This window comes from Hyunsoonleella sp. J2K-J805 (genome assembly GCF_057167125.1).
This window is the reverse complement of record NZ_CM169901.1, coordinates 2,259,145-2,282,390: the sequence shown is the minus strand read 5'-3', so window position 1 is coordinate 2,282,390 and position 23,246 is coordinate 2,259,145. Positions and strand designations below refer to the sequence as shown.

Below are 23,246 nucleotides of genomic sequence, written 5' to 3'. Positions count from 1 at the left end.
ACCTTAGTTTGTTTAGATTTGTACTTAAACAATATAACTTAATTCATGTCTTCGAAATTCAACTATATATTGTTGTTTATATGTTGTTTGAGCTTGCCGTATTGGGGGTTATCTCAAATAAAAGGCGTTATAGTTGATGAACAAAATGTACCTCTAGAATATGCAACTGCTGCTTTGTACGATGTAAACAATGGAAGCTTAGTTGCCGGTGTTATTTCTAATGAAAAAGGAGTCTTTAAAATTGAGACGATTAAAAAAGGAATTTACTATTTAGAGGCCTCTTTCTTAGGCTATGAAATACAACAAATAGGCAATATAAAGGTCTTGAAGAAAGGGCAAAGCATTAATTTGGGAACTCTTCAATTGGTTCTAGGTACGCAGTTAAACGAAATTGTGGTGCAAGCGGAACGAAATACCGTAGTAAATAAAATTGACCGACAAGTATTTGAAGCTTCAAAATTTAAAAACGCACAGGGCGGTTCTGGTATTGATGTGATAAGGAATTTGCCATCGGTGAGTATGGACAGCCAAGGTGAAATTAGTGTTCGTGGAAGTACTGGTTTTACGGTGTTACTAAATGGTACCCCTATTCAAGGAAATGTGAGTAACTTAATGGCGCAATTACCTGCAAATGCCATCCAAAAAGTTGAGGTAATTACAGCGCCATCCGCTAAATACGACCCCGAAGGAAAAGCAGGAATCATAAATATTTTAACTAATAAAAGTGCTGCAAATGGTGCTTTTGGTCAGATAAACATCAAAGCAGGCCTGCCTTCTATTGAAACTTATGGTAATGATGTATCCCATAAGCGTCATGGTGTTGATGCCACATACAATGTTAGAACAGATATGTGGAACATTTCGTTAGGAGGAAATTATCAAAGGAATGACATAGGCGGAAGAAGGGAGGGCGATGTGTTTACCATTATTAACGATACTAAAACACAATTTCCATCAACTGGAGAGCGCAGTTTTGACGAAACTAATTATAGCGGACGTTTTACTGTAGATTTTACACCAAGTGAATCCAATACGTATTCCTTTGGGTTTTTCGCAGGAAAACGCAGTAAAGCACGTTTGGCGGATATTGTATATTTTGACAATCATGCAGTAACACCTGCAAATAGTAATAACAGAGATTATACCTTTCAATATTTCAATCATAATTTAAGAGAAAGGAGGGGGGATTTTGTTCTGGGAAGCTTGGATTGGATACACAGTTTTGAAAATAGTTCGGAAGTATCAGCATCTTTTTTATATGAATATACGCTTCTAGGAGGGCCAACAGTTAATCAGAATTTAGGAGAACCCGATCGTTCTATTTTATTTCAAGATGAATTTAATACGAATGATAACCCATTGAATGGTATGCGTTTTCAATTGGATTATAAATTCAAACCTTTTGATTTTGGTGTACTGGAAACTGGTTATCAATACAGAGACTTAACCCATACGGGAGATTTTATTTATGAAAGACGAACCGATTTTAATGATGATTTTGAATTGGTACCAGAGTTTTCTAGTGAAGTAGATTTAGAGCGAACCATTCATTCAGGATATGTACAACTATCCGGTAAAAAAGGTAAGTGGCAATATGCAGCAGGTTCGCGACTGGAGGTAATGGATAGAAAATTTAGATTAAAAGATAAAACCAACACAATTGACGAAACATTGCTGTATGATTTTGTAAGGTTGTATCCTTCGGCATCCCTTCAATATGAATTTAATAAAAAAACCAATATTAAAGCAGCATATAGTAAACGTGTAGAACGCAATTCAACTTTTAAAATGAATCCATTTGCTGAACGTGAGCACTCTGAAACTTTAGAGCAAGGAGACAAAAACTTAAGACCAGAGTTTATCGATTTGGTGGAGTTGGGCGTTACAAAGCAACTTAAAGGTGGTAACTCTATTTTTGCAACAGGATATTTCAGAAATGTAAAAAATGTGGTAAACCGTGTGAATACCGTTTTTAACGATACTATTTTAAATAGAATATATTCTAATGTAGGGAATGCAAAGGCTATAGGTATTGAGGTTGGAGCAGAATTTAAGCCCACTAAAAACTGGAATAATTTTATTGGTGCTAATATTTATAATTACAGCATTGAAGGAAGTTTTGATGATAGACCAATAGAAACCGATGCAACTATTTATTCTATTAATTTAAATTCTACGTGGCGTTTTTGGGATAACGCTTCATTGCAATTCACGTTTAATTATTTATCTGATAGAAATACTGCGCAAGGGGAAGATTCCCGTTTCTACTCACCAAATCTAACCTTTCAAAAATCCTTTATGAAGGATAGACTTACCGCGACCCTGCAATGGCAGAATATTGATATGGGGTTATTGGATACTAATGAACAACGTATTACAACTGAAAGAATCAATGAGTTTTTTACTACTACCAATTATATTTACGAAGTGGATATGATTGTTTTAAATCTCTCCTATACCTTTAAACAAGGAAAAAATAAATCTAAATTTATTGATAGTGAATTTGGGAAGAAAGAGTTTTAGAATTTGCTAGAGTCAATTTTATTCCTCTTCATTACCAGTTATTGTTGCTGGTTTAACGGATGCGTCATGTGCGTTATGATATTCTTCAAGCAAACTCATGGTTGCTGTTAGCAAATCCTTAGTTTCCAATAAAAAGGAAAAATAAAGCGTTGTGTTTTTAGGGCTAGATTCTTCACTTCTTGTGCGTTCAACTTGTTTTTGAATTTTATCCGTAACAATATCGAAAATCTTATTTTTTTCAGCCAGAATAATGCCAATATGCTCAAACGAACTGGAGTCGAAAGCTACCTTTGTATTATTGAATAATCGTTCTAAATGAGCATCTAAATCCTTTAATTCCTTAATTTGAGTAAACTTTAGTTTTTTGTGGTTGTTGTTTACATGTTTAAAGCTTGCATTTGAAATGTAAGTTAAAGACTGTGCCATATCCTGTAAATAACTTAAAATACTGATGTAGAAGTTACTGGCATTTACACTTGGATCTTCTAAATTTTTAACGAAATAATAAATATTATCTCTTAGGTCTTCAATCTCGTTCGAGAGCTTATCTATTTGATTTTTATTCTTTTTTAATAGCTTTAAATTATGGGTGGCTAAACCGTTAACAGCTCCAGTGTAAATTCTATTTCCTCTTTTAATAACATTTGCAATATTTTTTGCACTTTCAATAATTACACCTTGGGTAGAACTGCTCTCAGCCTTTTGTAATTTATCTTCTTCTTTTTGTTCTATAGATTGTTTGCGGTGTGTAAGGTAATTTTTAATCAATACAATAACCGTGAAAATTAAAAGCGCAACAAGCGCATATACGCCACCATAATATAAAATTAAAGCCATAACAGCGGCAGCTACAAAAGCACTTAGAGCAGTAAAAAACCAACCGCCAATAACATTTAGTACACCAGCAACTCTATAAACTGCACTTTCGCTGCCCCAAGCCCTGTCGGCCAACGAAGTACCCATTGCTACCATAAATGTAACATAAGTCGTGGATAGCGGGAGTTTCATTGAAGTAGCAATTGAAATTAAGACACTGGCTACCATTAAGTTAACCGATGCTCTAATCAAATCAAATGCAGGTAAATCTTTTGTTTTAACCGACGCTGGGATTCTAGTATGCCTAAATTGTTTATCGATATAGCGTTTTGCGGCATCAGGAAGCACATTGTTAAAATTTTCAGAGGCAGCAATACTTAATCTTACAATATTTCTAGAAAGGAAGTTGGGTTCAAAACGTTCGTCAACATCATCTTGTCTAGATAAATCTACAGAGGTTTTTACAACAGCCTTTGCCTTACTGGAAAACCATAGAGTTAGTACCATAATGAGTCCAGCGGCCAATAATATATATGTGGGCGTATAAATTTTGCTCCCTAAACTTTCCATAGTAAATTCAGATGCAGAAAGTCCTAAAGTATTCACTTCAGGATTAGAAAAATCTAGAAAGGCTTGATAGGCACCCGTTGTTGGCCCAATAAAATTAACTAAATCGTTTCCTGCAAAGGCCACAGCAAGTGCAAAAGTCCCTATAACAATGATAATTTTATAAATATTTGTTTTGAACAAAGAGATTATAGCAAATGATACAAGTGTGAACAGCACAAAGCTAATGGACAAAAGTGCGGTGTTATTATTGAAGATTAACGTTTTAAAATCTCCGCTCATAAACGCAGCATTTTTGATTCCCTTGATAAGAATAAAATATAAAATTGATGTTATAGCAAAACCACTAAAAATAGCGCCGTAAAACTTAGGCTTATTTATAAAATCGAATGATAAAAGCAGTCTTGATATAAATTGAATTATGGCGCCTATGGAGAACGCCACAACCACCGATAACAATATGCCTAGAATAATTTCTATGGCTTTTTCATTGTTAATATAATTACCAAGATCCAGTAAGGTTTGCCCGCTATTATCTGCTGTAATCTTTAAAATTGCAATACATACAGATGCACCTAGGAGCTCAAAAACAATAGAAACCGTAGTAGATGTCGGCAACCCAAGAGTATTAAAAAAATCAAGGAGTAGAATATCCGTTATCATAACCGCCATGAAAATGATCATGATTTCGTCAAACATAAACTCTCCTGGTACAAATATGCCTTTTCGGGCAATCTCCATCATTCCACTGGACGACATTGCCCCAAAAGCGACACCAATACTGGCAACAATCATTAAAGTTTTAAATGAGACCGCTTTAGAACCAATAGCGGAATTAAGAAAGTTTACGGCATCGTTACTAACGCCCACAACTAAATCTGCAATTGCCAGAACTGCTAAGGCAATTAGCATGTAAGAATAAATATTCTCCATTAATTTGGTACAAATAATTTACAAAACAAATGTCTTATTTTAAAATGAACTCTATGTTAACGGAATGTTATGTTCTAATAATAACTGAATTGCGCTAGACTTATATAGCTTATGCTCTTATTATAATTTTTGACTCCAATGTTAAGAATTAAAAATTTAGCATTGATTAAAATATTGATAATCAAGTTTTTATGAGTTCAATGTTAAGTTAATGTTATGTAAGTGTTGTCTAAAAGTAAATTTTACGCTAAATTTGTAAAGTAATTATTAATTAATACCCCACAGACATGAAACGATATATAGTAATTTTAGCGGCTTTATTTATAAGCGCATCGGTTTTCGCCCAAAAAGAAAGAACATTAACACTCAATAAGGAAACCAATTTAATTGATGTGGTGTATTACCACGATAATGGTGAAATTAGTCAAACAGGATCCTATACTGCTGATGGTAAATTACAAGGACAATGGTTGAGCTTTAATGAAGAAGGTGAAAAAATAGTAACTGCCTATTACAAAGAAGGTAAGAAAGTTGGCAAATGGATTTACGTAATTGATGGTAAACTTAAAGAAGTAGATTATTCAAAAAGCATAGCGTCAAGCTAAACAAATACCACTAAACCAATTAAGACAAAAAGCATCACGCCATGGCGTGATGCTTTTTTTTAATTATTAACTCTAAATTAATTTCTAATTTCTCGTCCAACCAGAGTTCCAAGAGTCGTAGTCGGCTCCAATACCATTACCTACACCTGTAAAGAATGAATCTGCATCAAAAGCACCATTTGTGTCATTTTTTAGTGTAAGTGTTATATCATCAAAAGTGATGTTGGTTACACCAGTTTCTTCAGCAAGAACGCCAGTTCCTGTTTCTTCATCGTCTAAGTCATAACCTTCTTCAAAACCTTCAAGTAATACATTGTTAAACATGGCGCGGGTACCTGCTCTTAAACGGATGGCCTCATTGCCATTGCTTGAGCCTAATCCATTAATCGTTAAATTATTTACAGTAGGGGCGCTCCAAAAAACAGGATTAGAGTTATTTCCTATGTCGGTATTGAAACCATCACCTTCAATACCTTTATCATGGGATTGTCTGTGTTCGATATATACATCTGTAAGTGTACCTGTATAACCTTCTGTCCAATCTACTGAGTCATCTTGTGCTCCAACAACAGAGATATGAGAGGCATTAACCGTTCCTCCGAAGAACTCAACACCATCGTCGGCACCTTCAAAGGCTTGGATGTAGTCAATAGTTGTTCCGTTACCTACGGCATAAAATGAAAATCCGTTATTTTCAGATGCAGCATCCGCAGCACCACCAGAGTACTCAATACGTACATATCTTATAATTCCAGAATTATCATTTGTAATACTACCCCCATAAGGTAATCCTCCAATTTCAGAAGTGGAAGTAGCATCTCCACCTACTACAGAATTTATTGGTGCACGCCCTAATATAATAAGACCTCCCCAATCTCCAGGGTTAGGTGTAGCGGAATTAGAAGTAAATACGATAGGATTTGAAGATGTACCCTCTGCCATAATAGTGCCGCCTTGTTGTATTGCAACATAAACGTCTGATCCAGTAGTAGCTTTAACAACCACGCCAGGTTCAATAGTTAAAGTTACATTTTCAGGAACTATTAAAGCACTTGATAAACTGTATTCTGTTCCTGTGGTAAGGGTAAGGTCTGTTGTTAGCGTTCCTCCTATTTCTGTACCAGATGGATTTTGGCCACCAGCACCACCTTGATTAATAATTACATCGGCGGTATCATCTGCTGCACAACCAACTATAGTAAGTGCTGCAAGTGTTAATAGTCCTAAAAGAAATTTGTTTGTTTTCATTTTTATAACTTGAATTTAATATTTGGTTTTATAATTTTATTTAAAATTTATACTTGATTTGAATACTAGCGTTTAAACCTCTTTTGTAGCTTGATAGTGCGAATTCAGAAAGATCTGCGTTTACACCTAAGTCGTTTGCTAATGTCGGGTCAAAAGATACATTCTCTCTAACACGCTCTATTGTGGGGTTCAGTAAGTTTTTTATACTTGCATTAACTTCAAAGTTCTTAGTGATTGTGTTTTTCCATACAAAGTCTAATGTTGGTACACCTTTTTCAATAATATTTCCTAACTGACCAGAACCTAATGCGTCTATACGATCTGAGAAATAAGAAAATACTAGGTTCGCAACAGGCTTATATTCTCCAAAAGTTGGGCTGTAACTTACATCTGCATTGATAAGCACAGGTGAAGCACCTTGAAGCTCATCTGAATCTCTGTTAAAGTTTGTGTTAAATGTTCCTGAAACAGTCTTTAAGTCCTGTGTTGTTGAGGTGTAGGTAATATTCATCCCAGCAGATAAAATATTTTCTTCATCTTCATTTTTAATAAGTCCTTTTCTGGCCTCAAACTCAATTCCAAAAACATCTGCACGGTCTCCTGTTCTAAAGAAACGCTGTGTACCTGTAGCATCGTTAGCCGAAACAAGGTTTACGGGGTCATTAATGGTTTTATTGAAAACGCCGATGGATAATATTTCGCCTTTATTAATAAACCACTCATATTTTAGGTCTAGGTTTATTATGGTAGAAAATGCTGGATCATTTAAAAGATCGGGGTTACCACCAATACGATCCGTTACGTTTTCATAAACAAACGGTGCAACTTCTTTAAACTCTGGGTTAGATACCGTTCTACTAGCTGAAAAACGTAGGTTTTGATCTTCGTTTAATACATATTTTATATTTAAACTAGGCAAGAAAAACGTTTCGTTAGCTTCGTTACTACCAGGATTATTAAACGAAAGGTTAATTACATCATAACTAATTTCTTGGTTAAATCGCTCAACTCGTAATCCAGGAACAAAGGTCCATTTTTCACCCGCTTTATATACAGCATCGGCATATAATGCATGTACGTTTAAATTACCGGCATAAGCATTTTCTAATCTACCAGGTAAATTTTCTTTGCCTAAACCATTTGCAGGATCTAAAGGGCGGAATACACTAGTGTTGTATAAAACACCTTGATTTTCTAAAGTAAAGAACGCGTCAAAATTATTAACGTCTTCAATTTCAGTAAATGGATTAATGATATCATATCCGTATCTCTGGTTATCGAAAGTACGTTCTTTAATACGCCCGTTATAACCAAAGTTAAGCTTTAAGTTTTCAGCCTTCTCGTAGCTTAAATTAACACGAGCATTGAATTCACTATCTTCAATATTCTGAAAGTAACGTTGGTTATCAAACTCAACATTTCTAAAGAAAATAGCATTGGTATTTGGGTCATTATCAAGTGCGTTTTCAAAACGCTCAAGTGCAATACGCTTACGATCTGGTTGGCGCGCTAACACATTGTTGTAACCTACACCATAATCTAATTTTAGTTTTTCGGTTAAAGTGCTATTTCCTAAGATTTGATTCACAAAAATCATATCCTGTTCAAATTGAACATTCTGAGTAAAGAACCCAAAATCATCATTATCGGCAATAGTGTTACGGTTATAACCGCGTCCATCAATACCAAAACGTCCAACTTCATCCGTTGCGTCATTAATAAATAAAGAGTTGAACTTTATTTTATGATCGCTATTAATACGATAAACAATATTTGCCATTGCAGTTGTATTACGCGAAAATTCGTATTCCTCTGAATCTTGAAAAATTTGGTTTGCAGCGGCAGTAACGTTAGCAAATTGTCCTCTTCTATATTCAAAATTACTGCCAAAAGAAGCGGTTGCAAAAACGCTTAGTCGAGATTCTTCTCCAATTTCCCATGAATTTCCTCCTGAAATACTTCCTTCAATACCTACTGGACTATCAATTCCTTGAGGATCCACACCGTGAGATAAAATAACAGCATAAGGGTTGTTACGGTATCTGTTGTAAAAGCCAAAATATCCCGTACCTTCACTCTTTATAAAACTCTTACCTAATGCATTGGAGTTAAAGTTTGATCCCAAACTTGCGTCTATAAAGAAATTACCAGTATGTTCTTTGGAAACGATATCTACATTTCCAGCAGCAAAATCGCCATAAAAATTGGCAGCATAAGTTTTACTTACCCCCACGTTCTGGATAACATCTGAAGAAAATAGATTAAGATCCATATTCTTCTTTTCGATGTCATTAGCAGGAAGCGTAAGCCCGTTGTAAGTCGTATTTAAGTATCGGTCTCCTAGACCACGAACGTAAACGTTACCACCGCCTTCTTGTTTTGAGATACCAGATATTTTAGTTACTGCCCCAGCAGCATCACTAACCCCTTTACGAGAAAGCTCCTGCGCACCAATGCTTTGTTTCTGAACAACTGCATTTTTTTGTTCGAGTAGTAAGGCAGTTTCGCTTTCACGTTTAGTTTCTGCTTGGATAATAACTTCGTCTAAAGAAGCGGCACTAGCTGCCATATCCACATTAAGTATAATTGTTTCTCCAGCAGTAATAGTTACTGCAATTTCCTGAGTTTCATAACCCACAAAACTAAAAACTAGTTTATAAGTACCAGCATCCAAATCGGCAATTTCGTATAAACCATCAAAGTCAGAAGTAGTACCTTTAGTAGTGCCTTTTATTAAAACGTTTGCAAACGCTAAAGGCTCATTATTATATTCTTTATCTGTTAATTTTCCTTTAACAGAACCAGTTTGCGCATTAAAAGCAACCGATGTAAAGAGTAGTAATAATAGTAAAAAATGTCTCATTATTTCATTTAAATTTCTTGGCGCAAAGAAACCACCGTTTTGTAAATATTGTGTTACCTGACGATTAAAGAACTGTAATAAAAGCGTTAGGTTAATGTTACCTAAAACAGGCTTTTTTGTATAAAAGTTTACGGTTAGTTAACATTGGAACAAGAACAAGTTGTTCTCAAGTAAAATAGCGGTTATTGGTAATAGATAGCCTAAAAAAGAAAAACCCTTTTTGCATTTGAAAAAAGGGCTTTTAAATATCTTAACTAAAAAGTTCTAGTTGTTTTTTACCGTATTATCTTTTTGATTTGTAGAGGCATATACCAAAGTCAAGTCGTCCAGTGATAAGCTGCTTGCGCCTAATGCTAATGTAATAGCGTCTATGTTTTTTGAGTTGTCTACTTCAGCTTTAATTTCTTTCGTTTCATATCCAGTAAAACTGCAAACCAAAGTATAAGTACCATCTTTTACGTTTTCAAATTTAAAAGCACCAGTTTCATCGGTCATCACTTTATCGCCAGTTTCTTTAATAGTTACTTTTGCAAAAAGTAAAGGATTGTTACCTTCTTCAGCATCGGTAATTTTTCCATTAATCATTCCGTCTTGCGCACTAACAGATAATGCGGAAAATAAAAACATGAAACTTAAAACGTATTTAATCATTCTGTCTAGAATTTTATTTGGTACAAATAAAAGACGCTTATGTAATTAAGATGTTACCAAAGTATTAATCTTAAATGACCAAAATGTTACCCTAATGTTAAGAGATTTTCATGAGATTTTTTGAATGAAAACATTTATCTTGCCTCATTATATGTTTTAATTATGAACTGGGAACAACTCCTCTCCTTAAAACGCTTTGGCGACACCAATAAAAGACTTAGAAAAGAACAGGACGAAACCCGTTTGGGCTTCGAGGTAGATTACGACCGTATCATCTTTTCGCAAGAATTTAGGAGCCTGCAAGATAAAACACAGGTAATTCCATTGTCGCAAACCGATTTTGTACATACCCGACTAACACATAGTTTAGAGGTTAGTGTCGTTGGGCGTTCTTTAGGTCGTAAAGTAGGACAGAAAATACTGGAAAAACACCCGCATTTGCAAAATGTTCATGGGTATCAAGCTAACGATTTTGGAGCGATAGTAGCCGCTGCGGCGTTGGCACATGATATTGGGAATCCACCTTTTGGGCATTCAGGTGAAAAATCAATAGGCGAGTTTTTTAAAACAGGTGTGGGCAAACAATATAAAGACCAATTGCCTGACAAAGAATATCAGGACCTTTGTGATTTTGAAGGTAACGCCAATGGATTTAAAATACTTACTCAAAGCAGAGCAGGGCGTAATGGCGGATTACGTTTAAGCTATGCAACACTTGGGGCTTTCACAAAATATCCGAAGGAATCGTTGCCAAAAAGACCAACGAAGCACATAGTCGACAAAAAATATGGTTTTTTCCAAGCTGAAAAAGAGGCATTTCAAGATGTTGCAGAGGAATTAGGACTTGCCAAACGAAGTAAAGATCATCTAAGTTACACACGCCACCCATTGGCATATTTAGTGGAAGCAGCGGATGATATTTGTTACACCATCATCGATTTTGAAGATGGGATTAATCTTGGGCTTATTCCAGAAGAGTATGCTCTAGAATACCTCTCAAAAGTAATAAGAGACAATATTAAACCAGAGAATTATTATGCTTTGGCTACAAGAGAAGACCGTATAGGGTATCTCCGTGCCTTAGCCATTGGTGCACTTATCAATGATGCTGTAGATATTTTTATGAAACATGAAGATGCCATTTTAAGTGGCACTTTTGATGTTGCCCTTTTAGATAAAAGCAAATTTGAAGCTCAAATAAAAGATATCATCAAAATAAGTATTGAAAATATTTATCATTCTGAAGAGGTGGTAGATAAAGAAATTGCTGGTTATCAAATTATCAATAAACTACTAACGGTTTATACCAGTGCGGTAAACAACAGTTTTAAAGGTAATGCGTCAAACTACGACAAGCTTATTTTACAGCGCCTTCCAGATACAATTAATTTCGATGCTCCAAGTTTGTACGAAAGATTGTTAGCAGTATGTCATTATGTGTCTTTACTCTCCGATAGCAAAGCTATAAAGAATTTTAAAAAGATTGAAGGTGTTACATTTTAGGTAATAATTATTTGGACGTTACCCCACCCTTCGACAAGCTCAGGGCAAGAGGGGTCGGGCTATCGGCAGTCGCTCTCTCCTGCGTCGAGGAGCTTCAACAAATGCCTCAATCCCTAACGCGAATCCCGATAAATTGATTAAATTTGCCATCATTTTAAGGCTATTATGATAGATAAAATACAAGAGCTTATAGCGGAAGCCGAGGCTTTTAAAGCACAAACAAAAGAAGAGGTTGAAGCATTTCGTATAAAATATTTAGGCAAAAAAGGCTTATTAAACCAATACTTTGCCGAGTTTAAAAATGTAGCGAACGACCAGAAAAAAGAATTTGGTCAAACTATCAACAAGCTCAAAAAAACAGCTGAGGACAAAGTAAATACATTAAAGGCCGAACTTGAAGATAAAGAAGAGGTAAAAGGTGTTTACGGTGATTTATCTCGCCCAGGGCAACCTATTGAAATAGGTGCGCGTCATCCAATTTCTATCGTTAAGAATCAAATTATCGATATTTTTTCGCGTATAGGTTTTAATGTGAGCGAAGGGCCTGAAATTGAGGACGACTGGCACAACTTTACAGCCTTAAACTTACCTGAACATCATCCAGCACGCGATATGCAGGATACATTTTTTATTCAAACCAATCCTGATGTGTTATTACGTACACACACCAGTTCGGTACAGGTGCGATATATGGAAAACAATACACCACCTATCAGGACCATTTCTCCCGGTCGTGTGTATAGAAATGAAGCTATTTCGGCACGTTCGCACTGTTTTTTCCATCAGGTGGAAGGTTTGTACATTGATAAGGATGTGAGTTTTGCCGATTTAAAGCAAACCTTGCAACACTTCACTACTGAAATGTTTGGTAAAAGTAAAATACGCTTACGTCCAAGTTACTTTCCCTTTACTGAGCCTAGTGCCGAGGTAGATGTATATTGGGGCTTAGAAACCGAAACCGACTATAAAATGACCAAAGGTACAGGTTGGCTGGAAATTATGGGTTGCGGTATGGTAGACCCGAATGTATTGGAAAACTGTGGTATCGATTCAAAAGAATACTCTGGTTTTGCCTTCGGAATGGGTATTGACCGTATTGCTTTATTACTTCATCAAATCAGTGATATTCGTTTGTTGAGTGAAAATGATGTCAGGTTCTTGGAGCAGTTTAAGAGTGCTTTGTAAAGGATGTTTTTGAAGTTTCGTTAACGTGTTTGTGTATGATTTCGTTGCGTGTTTAAGCACTAAAGTAAGCAAATAAATCACAGATAGAAAGTCCGCAAGGACTTTCGTAAGTAGGCTATAACTAGCAATGAATTATACACGGTGTTGTGCTTTCGTTATTTTTATTTAATAATTCAAAATTTGTCATTCTTTTAGAATAGCAATAGTTTTTTTAGCTTTTTCAATAAGCATTGGATACAAAACTTTAAACACGTAAATAATTTCGTAGTTCATTTCTATAGCATTGTGCCTATGCTTCAGACCTTGGGCAATATATGCATCGCTTGGAACATGATTAATAGATTTATAAAAACTAGTCTGAATAACAGTTTGGGCGTCTAAATATTTTTTTGCAGTAGTATCTTCTTTAACAATAAGGTGTTTTTTGTCGTTAATCATGTTTTTAAATGATTCTGATAAATCATAATATTCTATTAGAGCAATTCTTTTCTTTTCATTAATAACATCAAAATTCCCCGATGAAATTAATTCATTATATGTCGTTTGGGTAAAATCTAACATCTCCCAATTCTGTGGAAATACATCGATGCTATCCTTTAAATGTTTTGGTTTAATATTTCCTTGTTTTAAAAACTCAAAATAACCTTTATAGATCTTTTCATATTTAACACCCAGTTTTATTTGTGTATTTATTGTAGTTGTGTCTTTCGATATATCTGCAATTAATCTATTAATATAATTTACAGATTTCGCATTATTTTTGGTTTCATCATTCCAGTTATTAATACTTAAAGCAATTAAAATTCCAATAACAACGAGGATAATTTCGCCAATCGCATATTTTAGGTATTTGCCTGTTTTGTTTTTCTCCATAAGGTCATAGCGAATTTTTCTAAAGAATTTTATCATTGGTTAATAGTTTCTAGAAAGGTAGGATAATTAATTAACACGATTTCTGGATAATGAAGCACAACGAAATCACGGATATGCGCCGTTTTAATACTTCGACAAGCTCAGCACAAGGGACTTATATCTGCCGTTAACGAAGTTAGTTGAATTTTTTCGCGAAGTCAAGTTTCTAATTTCTCACTAGAAGGCCTTTTTATAATCCATAAACCTTTTTAGCAATCGCAATCTGTTCTTCCTCTGTAGTTTCAGGATACAAAATATACCGTGGTGCAATAATGGGTTTAGCACTTTTTACATCAATTTTAAAAATACCAGAAATAGGGAATTTACCTTCGGTAATAACGTTCAGAATACGTTCCATGTCGCCGAAAAGCGGATCACGCTTTGCAATAATTGAGGCCTCACCAACCAGCTGGTAGCCTTTTTGTACTAAAACATCTATAAAGCTCACACAAACATTAGGGTTTTGCTTTACATTGTTTATGGATTGTGGCGATGAAATATTACCTATAATTATGGAGTTGTCTTTATAGTATGCAAATACTTCTTTTGGAGAAACATTGGGAATGTTGTCTTTTGAAACCGTGGCTAACCAGCACAACACACTTTGATGGATGTATTTTTTAATATCATCATTCATGCGCTAAATCTGTGAAAAGCCTTTCATCAAACTCTTGTTTTACAACTACATTTTTTGGTCCAAAATCACTTCTATTAAAGGATAATAAAATATTTCCTGCTTTTTGATAATTATCCCATGGCATTGTAAATCTTGGGGTTTCATCGTTAAAATTTGGAAAAAACGCCCATTGTTTTATCAGATGATCCGTCTGGTCTACATAAACGTAATATTTGTTATCGGGTGTTACACCGACTTCGTTAAAGGTAAGCTGCAATACATCTGCCGTATTTCCGTTTTCTAGTTGTTCTGATTTTACGTGTTTTAGGGTAACGCCAGGGTCTTGTAATTTCCATGGCATAACTAACCAGTAAGAATCGTTAATCCACCAGTTTTTGCCTTTAGTAAGCCATTTTTTAGCGGCGTTGTTATCAAGTAATTTATCATTTTTAAAAACTTTGCCTTGAAGTGTATTGATGTTTACCAAAACAACTAAGGAATCTTTAGGGCTTTCAACCCTTACGTCACCCGTCCATTTATTCCAATACAATTTACGTTTGGCAAAATCCCATTGTATAAATTTGGTATTGTTGTAATTTTCTTGTCCGCCCATAGCTTCAACTACTTTGTTAGCAATATTTATTGCTTTTTCATTAGAATTTTGAGCAAATACTACGATATTAAAACTTAAAAAAAGAATAAGTAATGCAGGTTTAAAAAACGAAGATTGTACCATGAATAAAGATTGAATTTTTTTAAAATTACATAAACTTTGCGAATTAAATTATTTTTGCGCTTTAAATTATTCAAGATTGAAAAAAGATATAGAAATCCCTAAAGTTGAAGATGTTTATATAGCTGTTGTAAATGAATATAATGCTGCTTATAAATCACAGGATTGGAACGCTTACATTATAAACGATAAGAACGTTGATTTAGAGATGGTTATTATTGTATCTGAGGGGTATTCTGAAACTAAGAAAACAGCTGTTTTTAGAAAGCGTATTGATACACTTCCTGCGAAAAGCTATGCCAAAATAGAGCTATTACAAGAAGATTTATTTGTGCTTAATAATAGTTTTAAGGTATCCTTTTTTGAAGGCAAGCAAATGTTGGACAAGACTTATGTTTTTAGAAAAAATACAATTAACCAAATAGCGTTACAAACCATACCGTTAATGAAGGTAAAAGGTGTTTTGGTAAAGTAAAAATGTTAGCAAACAGGTGCGCGTTAGAGATTTAAGCGGCATCCTTGTTGATATGGGGGCTGAGGTTCTCGAAGCCATAATAGCAAAATGATATAGCCCTTCGACTCTGCTCAGGATAAACTCAAATCCCGACCCGACCTTAGGAGGGTAACGCCCCAATAAAAGTATTAAAGATTAATTTACAGTGAGTGTTCTTCTTTTTTGGAGGAGTAATAGGAGGCTTTTTAATCTAACTTCTCGGTTAATTTTTTAAATACTTTTTTCGGATTTTTATTTTGGTAAAGTATGTCGTAAACGGCATCAATTATTGGTGTATCAGCCTTTTTTTCATTCTGCTCATTCATTTCATAGGCGCTTTTTGTGGCATAAAACCCTTCAGCCACCATGCTCATTTCCATTTGCGCAGATTTTACAGTGTAGCCCTTGCCTATCATATTTCCAAACATGCGGTTTCTAGAAAATGTTGAGTACCCCGTAACCAATAAATCGCCCAAGTAAGCCGAGTTATTGATGTTACGTTTCATTTTATGAACTTTTTTAATGTAGCGTTTCATTTCCCTTATGGCATTGCTCATTAAAATACTCTGAAAATTATCGCCATAACCTAATCCATGTGCAATTCCAGCGGCAATCGCGTAAATATTTTTGAGCATTACGCCATACTCCACACCAATTACATCGTCGCTTATTTTGGTGTTTATATAGTCGCTAGTTAAACTATCGGCAATCTGCTGTGCTTTTTTGGCGTCCCAACAAGAAATAGTGAGATAAGATAGACGTTCCAATGCTACTTCCTCGGCATGGCATGGGCCAGCGATAACCGCAATACTTTCAAATGGTACGTTATAATGTTCGTTAAAGTGTTCTCCAACTAATAAACCTGTTTCGGGAACAATGCCTTTAACTGCTGAAACAACAGTTTTACCAGAGATATCGACGGTTAATTTTTCTAGTTCGGTATGGATAAATGCAGATGGGATAACGAAAATAAGAACATCAGCCCAATCTGCCATTTCGTTAATATCATTACTTAATTTTAGCTGTTCTAAATGAAACTCTACCGAACTTAAATAATTAGGGTTATGTTGTTCTCTTAGCAGATGCTCTTTAGTATACACGCTGCGCATATACCAACCAATTTCATCTAAGTTTTCGCTAAGCATTTTAACGATTGCAGTAGCCCAACTTCCTGCTCCAAAAACGGCATACTTTAAAGGTTTATTCATAAAAACTAAAAAATTATTTGTCTTTCAAAAGTACGTAAAATAAAGAAAAACTAAGCATCTCATTATGTAGCCATATTTTTTGGCATGCTGTTTGAAACCGCATATGTAATAACCCTTAAATGAAAGATTATGAAGACTGCAAAATTACTTTTTAGCGTTGTGTTGATGTCAACACTTTTTACATCTTGTTATACAGAGGTTATCGTTGATGACTTTGTAGACGAGCCGATAATAACAGCAAATCAAGTGCTTACTTCACACGAACTTTGGTACGTGGATATTAATCAAACTGTTGGATTTGGCGAGGTGCCTTTTTTACAAAAAGCTTTTACTGTGTCTTTTATTAATGGTGTAGTTTATGCTAACAATAATTTGGTAGGTATTGGGAGCAGTGGTGATGGGTTTGGTATAGATGTAGCATCGTATGATGCTTATAATATGATTTTGGATGTAAACCACGATATTGACGGGTTTGTAACGTTTGATGTGTTTGTTGTTGATGGCAATACAATAGAACTATACAATCCAAATACTGATACGTCTTATTTTCTGGAAGGTTATCAGCGTAGAAATTTTGATTATGATTTTTTGTTCTACGATAATATCCATTACTTCTTGCAGGAGTATGAAGCGTGGGAGAAAACATATACCAGTGAAATGGGTGCAATAAACGAGTTTGACAATGAGAATTACTTGCAGTTTTTAGCTGGAGGAAACGACTCTGAGTTCAGAAGCTCTCAAGATAATTTAGGTTTCAACCCTAATAATTTAATTTGGGACTATACAGGAGTTTATGGTGTTTCAGATGTTGTTAATAATGATTTCTTGAAAATTTTAACATTAGATTATGATTTCTTTGACAATGAATTTTTCGAATTGAGCGTTATAGATGACGGAACCATAGCATTGTTTCATCCTTCATCTGAAACTGTATACGAATTTCAAGGAAGAGGATACATACAATATTTAAAGTCTGATAACACAAAAGATAAGTCTTCAGGCAAAAAAGAGAAAAAGCGTAAGTTCAAAAGCGAACGTAAAGAGAACCCTAGAGAAAGTTCAAGGATATAATTTAAAAATATATGAAGTGAGATCCCGCCTTGGGGCGGGATTAGTTCAACTAAACAAATTTGCAATTGGTTTTTCAAACCATGCAAATTTGAGTTTCACTAAAAATTTTGGTTGGTTATTTAGTTTAGAAACCGTTTAAAGCATGTAGCTTTAGGCGGTTTCTGTTTTTATGCTTAATTATGTGACATCAAAGTTATTATTGTGTCTAAAAAATGTGTAGCTTTAAAAGCGACATAAAATAAATCATTAACCCTTAAAATAAATTAAAATGGGATTATTTTCATTCATTAAAAATGCAGGAGCAAAAGTTTTTGGTATCGGGAAGACAGATGCCGAGGAAGCTGCAGAGGCAGCGGCAAAAGAGCTTAAATTAGAACAATTAGCTGCTCAAAAATTAGAAGAAACAATTAACGATTTACAATTACAGGTTGAAGGGCTAAATGTGTATATAGATGATGAAACAGCAACTATAAGTGGTGTGGCTTACGATCAAGCTACAAAAGAAAAAGTAATATTAGTAGTTGGAAACTCTAACGGTATTGCTTTTGTAGATGACCAAATGACTGTTGAAAATGTTGAGCCAGAAGCCCAATTCCACACCGTTGTTAGTGGAGACACATTAGGAAAGATTGCAAAAACCTATTATGGCAATGCTATGAAATATCCTGTTATATTTGAAGCGAACAAGCCAATGCTTACTGACCCTGATAAAATTTATCCTGGGCAAGTATTGCGCATTCCTGCCTTAGACTAAAAACATCCTACATATTTTATGTTATGAAAACCAACTTGAAAGAGTTGGTTTTTTTATTTATTTACACTGAAACCGTTTGCAGTACATTAAAACTAATTAATCCATTTATTCAGTGTTTCAAAAAGTTCTTCTTTAACAAGTGGTTTAGATAAAAAGTCAACCGCACCTTTGTTGAAGCATTTTACTTTTTCATCAGGCATTACATAAGCTGTTTGCATTATTATTTTAGCCTCAGGATTGATTTCTAAAATTTTTTCTAACGCATCAATCCCATTCATTTCAGGCATTCTAATATCCAGTAAAACAATATCAATATGAGGTGTCTGTTTATAAGTATTTACTGCGATTTTACCAGTTTCAGCAAAGAGTAAGTTGGCTCCAGTATTTTTTAAAACTATTTGAAATAATAGTTTAATTAATGCATCATCCTCTGCGATTAAAATTGTTTTATTCTTTAGAAAGAGATTATCGTTTTTAGACTTAACTACAATTTGCTTTTTTTTCTTTAATTTTTGTTTTAATGGTAATGTAAACTCAAATAGAGTGCCTTTATTTAACTTAGATTTTAATGAGATATCTCCTCCAAGTAATTCTATTATACCTTTACATATAGCTAAACCTAAACCTGTACCGCCATATTTGGCATTATTGTCATAATTTATTTGTTTAAAGCGTTCAAATATTTCGATCTGTTTGTTTTTTTGAATACCGATGCCTTCATCTTTTACAAAAAACTTTATATTTCCACCTTCAACTTCATAACCGAACGAGATCTCACCTTTTTCAGAAAATTTTAATGAATTATTCAAAAGGTTAGATATCACTTGTTGTAACCTATGGGGGTCTGTAACAATCGTTAAATCACCATACTCTTCTGGGATATGAGTAGAAAATGTAATGTGCTTTTTTAATTTAGCAAGCTTGAGCTGATTATAAGTTATTTCTAAATTTTTTATGAGATTAGGGACATGACATTCTTTAAAAGCAATCTTGATTTCATTGGATTCTATTTTCGCTATGTCAATAATATCATCTATGAGATTTAAAAGTTGTTTTGAATTACTATCTATTATTTCTAGATATTTTAAACGCTCTTTTTGAGTTAATTTGTCATTTTTAAGAAGTTCAGAAAACCCAAGAACACCATTCATTGGCGTCCTTATTTCATGGCTCATATTTGCTAAGAAATAGTTTTTATGGTTATTGGCATCCTCAGCAACTTTCTTCGCTTTTATAAGTTCTTCTTGATTTAGTTTTTGTTGCGTTACATCTTGGGCAGCACCTCTAAGGCCAATAATTTGCCCCCCCATCATCCTTTACAGCCTCACCTTGTGCCCATAACCATCCATTTTCTCCATTTTCTCGAATCATGTTAAGTTCTAATTCGTATGGAATTCCTGTTGTTCTTGTTGTTTCAACAGCTTCAGAAAGGGTTTTCCAGCTTTCCTTAGTAAAAAGTTTCGCATGTTTTGTATAATCTGGCGGAGGTAATGACGGATCAAATCCGTACATTTTGTATAATTCGAGTGTCCAGAACACTTCATTTGTGGCTAAATCTAAATACCAACTACCTACATGAGTAATTTCTTGTATACGCATTAATTCAGCTTCACTTTTAGATAGTGCCGCGGTTTTGTTCATCAACTCCGTGATATCTGCAAAGGTTGCCGCAAATTCTCCTTTTGCTGGTGAAAAAAGTTGAACGTGGTAGTGTTTTCCGTTTTGTGCGGTATAATCAGCAATGTGTTGCTCTTTTCCAGAAATTGCAGTTTCACCAAACGTAGTAATCCAATCTGATGGGTCGTCTTTTATGTATGGTAAAATATCTAATAATCGATTGCCAACTAACTCTTCCGTCTTTAATCCAATGAGTTTTTCATAAGCTGGATTTACACTTATATATCTCCAATCTATTGGGTCGTTTTTCTTATTTGTAATAATTTCGGCATGTAAGAACCCTTCATTTAAATGTTCAAAGAGATTTTTAAATCGTTGTTCAGTAATCCTAAGTTCATTCTCAATTTCTTTCAATTTATTGATGTTGTTAAGTGTAACAACAACGCCATTAATAGTTTTGTTTGAAGTAATAAAAGGGCTTGCCCTAAACAAATAGTAATTTTTGTCTTTATCTCTCAGTTGTTTTTCAATTGTTGTTAGCTTTTCTAGGACAATTTTGGCATCATCAATTATCATGGCTCTAATGTCTTCTTCAAAATTAGAAGTAAAACTAGATAATGGTCTACCCAAATCTTCCTCACGTAAATTAAAAACCTCTTTAAGAGCTGGTGTAAACTTTCTAATGCGTAAATCTGTATCAAGAAAAAGTGTGGCTATTTCAGTATTGTCCAAAAGGTTTGTGACATCGTTGCTAAGATTGGTTAATTCTTTGTTTTTTTCCTGCATTTCAGAGTTAACCGTATAAAGTTCCTCGTTTACAGATTGCAACTCCTCATTGGTACTTTGAAGCTCTTCGTTAGACGCCATAAGCTCTTCATTGGAAGACTGTAGCTCCTCGTTACTGGTCTCAAGTTCTTCAATGGCATTTTGTAATTCTGTTTTAACAACCTTTAGTTCATTTTCTAAATCTCCCAAACGCTGATTGGATATTTCATCAACATCAATATTTTTAATTAATACGGGGCTACTTTTTGTAATTGCTTTGTCATCACTAAACTCAATTAGATAACAGTTTTCAAGATCGTTAGATGAAATAGGCTTGTGAAACGTGAGATCGAAACTAAAGTTTTGGTTTTCACTTTTGTTAATTATATCTTTTATAATTACATCTTTATCTTCGGTTTTTAATCTTCTTATACCGTTTCTTATTATAGCCGCTATGTCTGGGTTTACGATTTTAAGTAAGTTTTTTTCGAAAACACCTTCGTTGTGGGATAATCGTTTCCCAGCATTTCCTTTAATAAAAAGAATGTTGTAATCTTTGTCAATAAATATTGAAGCAGGACTGTACTTCTTGCTCAAATATCTATGATAAATTGTTTCAGGGTTCTCTTTTACCCTATATTGTTTTACGGTTTTTGGTAGTACAGGGCTTTTATAATTTAAAGTGGCTACCCTTTCCGAAGGATTAGCTTGGGAAGGAATATGTTTTGTAGCCGATACATTTTGATAAATTTTCCATTTTACGTCCAAAACCTTAAAGTAAGAAGCAGCGGCACCAAGAGATTCACTGTTTCCTAAAAACAAATAAGAATATTGATTTAGTGCAAATTGAAAATTGAGCAGTACTTTTTTCTGAATTTTACTATCTAAATAAATAAGTAAGTTTCTACAAGAAATAAGATCCATTCGTATAAATGGCGGATCTTTGATTAGGTTATGACTAGAGAATACAATTTTTTCCCGTATACGTTTTATTATTTGAATTTTATCGCCAGTTTTTACAAAATAGTGATCTAGATACTGCTTGTCTATTTCGTTTACAATGTTGATGTGATAACTTCCTATACCTGCAATTGCTAATCCTCTAGGGTCAATATCGGTTGCAAAAATTTTAAAATCAAGGTTTAGCTTGTGTGTGCTGATGTAATCATCAATTAAAATGGCAATCGAATAAACCTCTTCACCAGTAGAACATCCAGGAATCCAAACTCTAATAGTTTCATTAACTGTTTTAGATTTACAAATGCTAGGTATTACGATTTTCTTTAATTCTTCAAAAGCTTCGGTATCTCTAAAAAAACGGGTAACACCAATTAAAAAATCTTCCTTTAATGCTTGTTTTTCATTTTTATTACTTGCTAAAAATGTGGCATAATCAAATAAGTATTCAATATTATTGATATGCATGCGCTTTTCTAACCTTCGTAGTAATGTATTCTTTTTATATTCTCTAAAATCAATACCAGAGAATCTGTATATAATGGTTAAAATATCATTAATAAGAGATTCATTAGTTGATTTGTTTTCTAAAGAATTATCGGCGGTAAGTAATGGTCTGTTTATTGGTTTTTTATAGAATACCTCTGCAATGCCTTCTGGATTTAAAATATAATCTACAGTGTTTGTAAGTATTGCCGAATTTGGCATACCATCAAACTGAGCAGAAATAGGGTCTTGCACTAATATAGTACCACCTCCTTCCTTGATTGTTCGAATACCCCTAGAGCCATCAGACCCTGTTCCAGATAAGATAACACCAAACGCTTTTTCCTTATATTCTTCTCCCAGAGTATGAAAAAAGATATCTATAGGTAGATTTAAGTTATGTTTAGGACCTTTATCTAACAGATAAAGTTTCCTGCCCTTTATGTGTAAGTTTTTATTGCGCTGATTTAGATAAATGCAGTTAGGTTTGATGGTCTGCTTGTCTTTTGCGGTGTAAATGGGCATGCTAGTATGCTTACTAAGCAGCTCGGGCATTAAGCTTTTAAAATCAGGTGAGAGATGTTGAATGATTATAAATGCCATACCAGTGTTGTCGGGAACGTGATCAAAAAGGGTTTGTATAGCATCCAAACCACCAGCTGAAGCACCAATACCCACAACATACAAGTTGGGATCTTTCTTCATCGTGAAAATATGTAATCAAAAACCGAAGTTAGTGA

Annotated in this window: 17 protein-coding genes; 7 read left to right on the top strand and 10 right to left on the bottom strand. The window is 34.4% G+C overall.

What is annotated here, in order from left to right; translation table 11 throughout:
• The first annotated feature begins 45 nt into the window (after positions 1 to 45).
• Entirely contained in the window at positions 46 to 2,523 is a 2,478-nt protein-coding gene (locus tag AC1B0Z_RS10145; RefSeq protein ID WP_483791873.1) for a TonB-dependent receptor, read from the top strand.
• An 18-nt stretch (positions 2,524 to 2,541) separates the two neighbouring features.
• Here the strand turns inward: AC1B0Z_RS10145 and AC1B0Z_RS10140 are convergent, their stop codons facing one another.
• Positions 2,542 to 4,839 carry an anion permease gene (locus AC1B0Z_RS10140; RefSeq protein WP_483791872.1) on the bottom strand — a complete coding sequence of 766 codons (2,298 nt, stop codon included), beginning with the start codon at positions 4,837 to 4,839 and terminating at the stop codon, positions 2,542 to 2,544.
• A gap of 287 nt (positions 4,840 to 5,126) precedes the next feature.
• Between AC1B0Z_RS10140 and AC1B0Z_RS10135 the strand changes: the two genes are divergently transcribed.
• On the top strand, positions 5,127 to 5,444 hold the full coding sequence (locus AC1B0Z_RS10135) for a toxin-antitoxin system YwqK family antitoxin (protein ID WP_483791871.1): 318 nt from the start codon (positions 5,127 to 5,129) through the stop codon (positions 5,442 to 5,444).
• Between the two features lie 84 nt (positions 5,445 to 5,528).
• On the opposite strand, the gene AC1B0Z_RS10130 is transcribed toward AC1B0Z_RS10135, so the two are convergent.
• The 3 genes from AC1B0Z_RS10130 to AC1B0Z_RS10120 all read right to left on the bottom strand — a co-directional run bounded on the left by AC1B0Z_RS10130 (position 5,529) and on the right by AC1B0Z_RS10120 (position 10,206).
• Positions 5,529 to 6,692 (bottom strand): multidrug transporter, encoded by a 1,164-nt coding sequence (locus AC1B0Z_RS10130; RefSeq protein WP_483791870.1) that lies wholly within the window; start codon positions 6,690 to 6,692, stop codon positions 5,529 to 5,531.
• 40 nt (positions 6,693 to 6,732) lie between these two features.
• A complete protein-coding gene (locus AC1B0Z_RS10125) occupies positions 6,733 to 9,555 on the bottom strand; it encodes a TonB-dependent receptor (protein ID WP_483791869.1) in 2,823 nt (940 codons plus the stop codon).
• Between the two features lie 264 nt (positions 9,556 to 9,819).
• Positions 9,820 to 10,206: a carboxypeptidase-like regulatory domain-containing protein gene (locus AC1B0Z_RS10120; RefSeq protein ID WP_483791868.1), complete on the bottom strand. Its 387-nt coding sequence runs from the start codon at positions 10,204 to 10,206 to the stop codon at positions 9,820 to 9,822.
• Positions 10,207 to 10,368: 162 nt separating this feature from the next.
• Between AC1B0Z_RS10120 and dgt the strand changes: the two genes are divergently transcribed.
• Together dgt and pheS are read left to right on the top strand one after the other, a co-directional pair.
• On the top strand, positions 10,369 to 11,709 hold the full coding sequence (gene dgt / locus AC1B0Z_RS10115; protein WP_483791867.1) for a dGTP triphosphohydrolase: 1,341 nt from the start codon (positions 10,369 to 10,371) through the stop codon (positions 11,707 to 11,709).
• Positions 11,710 to 11,874: 165 nt separating this feature from the next.
• On the top strand, positions 11,875 to 12,894 hold the full coding sequence (gene pheS, locus AC1B0Z_RS10110; RefSeq protein ID WP_483791866.1) for a phenylalanine--tRNA ligase subunit alpha: 1,020 nt from the start codon (positions 11,875 to 11,877) through the stop codon (positions 12,892 to 12,894).
• A 183-nt stretch (positions 12,895 to 13,077) separates the two neighbouring features.
• On the opposite strand, the gene AC1B0Z_RS10105 is transcribed toward pheS, so the two are convergent.
• The 3 genes from AC1B0Z_RS10105 to AC1B0Z_RS10095 form a co-directional block, all read right to left on the bottom strand.
• A complete protein-coding gene (locus AC1B0Z_RS10105; RefSeq protein WP_483791865.1) occupies positions 13,078 to 13,767 on the bottom strand; it encodes a DUF6090 family protein in 690 nt (229 codons plus the stop codon).
• 229 nt (positions 13,768 to 13,996) lie between these two features.
• Positions 13,997 to 14,443, bottom strand: a complete 447-nt coding sequence (locus AC1B0Z_RS10100; protein ID WP_483791864.1) for a pyridoxamine 5'-phosphate oxidase family protein — start codon at positions 14,441 to 14,443, stop codon at positions 13,997 to 13,999.
• Positions 14,436 to 15,158 carry a hypothetical protein gene (locus AC1B0Z_RS10095; RefSeq protein WP_483791863.1) on the bottom strand — a complete coding sequence of 241 codons (723 nt, stop codon included), beginning with the start codon at positions 15,156 to 15,158 and terminating at the stop codon, positions 14,436 to 14,438. The genes AC1B0Z_RS10100 and AC1B0Z_RS10095 overlap by 8 nt, the downstream gene beginning before the upstream one ends.
• A 76-nt stretch (positions 15,159 to 15,234) precedes the next feature.
• On the opposite strand from AC1B0Z_RS10095, the gene AC1B0Z_RS10090 reads away from it, so the two are divergent.
• Positions 15,235 to 15,630, top strand: coding sequence for a hypothetical protein (locus tag AC1B0Z_RS10090; RefSeq protein ID WP_483791862.1), 396 nt, complete (start codon positions 15,235 to 15,237; stop codon positions 15,628 to 15,630).
• Positions 15,631 to 15,854: 224 nt separating this feature from the next.
• On the opposite strand, the gene AC1B0Z_RS10085 is transcribed toward AC1B0Z_RS10090, so the two are convergent.
• On the bottom strand, positions 15,855 to 16,856 hold the full coding sequence (locus AC1B0Z_RS10085; protein WP_483791861.1) for an NAD(P)H-dependent glycerol-3-phosphate dehydrogenase: 1,002 nt from the start codon (positions 16,854 to 16,856) through the stop codon (positions 15,855 to 15,857).
• Between the two features lie 129 nt (positions 16,857 to 16,985).
• On the opposite strand from AC1B0Z_RS10085, the gene AC1B0Z_RS10080 reads away from it, so the two are divergent.
• Together AC1B0Z_RS10080 and lysM are read left to right on the top strand one after the other, a co-directional pair.
• The gene (locus AC1B0Z_RS10080; RefSeq protein WP_483791860.1) at positions 16,986 to 17,927 is read left to right on the top strand and encodes a nicotinic acid mononucleotide adenyltransferase; all 942 of its coding nucleotides are present in this window, start codon (positions 16,986 to 16,988) and stop codon (positions 17,925 to 17,927) included.
• A gap of 268 nt (positions 17,928 to 18,195) precedes the next feature.
• Positions 18,196 to 18,681: a peptidoglycan-binding protein LysM gene (lysM, locus tag AC1B0Z_RS10075; protein WP_483791859.1), complete on the top strand. Its 486-nt coding sequence runs from the start codon at positions 18,196 to 18,198 to the stop codon at positions 18,679 to 18,681.
• 92 nt (positions 18,682 to 18,773) lie between these two features.
• Here lysM and AC1B0Z_RS10070 read toward each other — a convergent pair whose 3' ends face one another.
• Both AC1B0Z_RS10070 and AC1B0Z_RS10065 read right to left on the bottom strand, forming a co-directional pair.
• Complete coding sequence (locus AC1B0Z_RS10070) at positions 18,774 to 19,856, bottom strand: ATP-binding response regulator (protein WP_483791858.1); 1,083 nt, start codon at positions 19,854 to 19,856, stop codon at positions 18,774 to 18,776.
• Positions 19,857 to 19,965: 109 nt separating this feature from the next.
• Positions 19,966 to 23,211, bottom strand: coding sequence for a chemotaxis protein CheB (locus tag AC1B0Z_RS10065; RefSeq protein WP_483791857.1), 3,246 nt, complete (start codon positions 23,209 to 23,211; stop codon positions 19,966 to 19,968).
• Positions 23,212 to 23,246 lie beyond the last annotated feature (35 nt).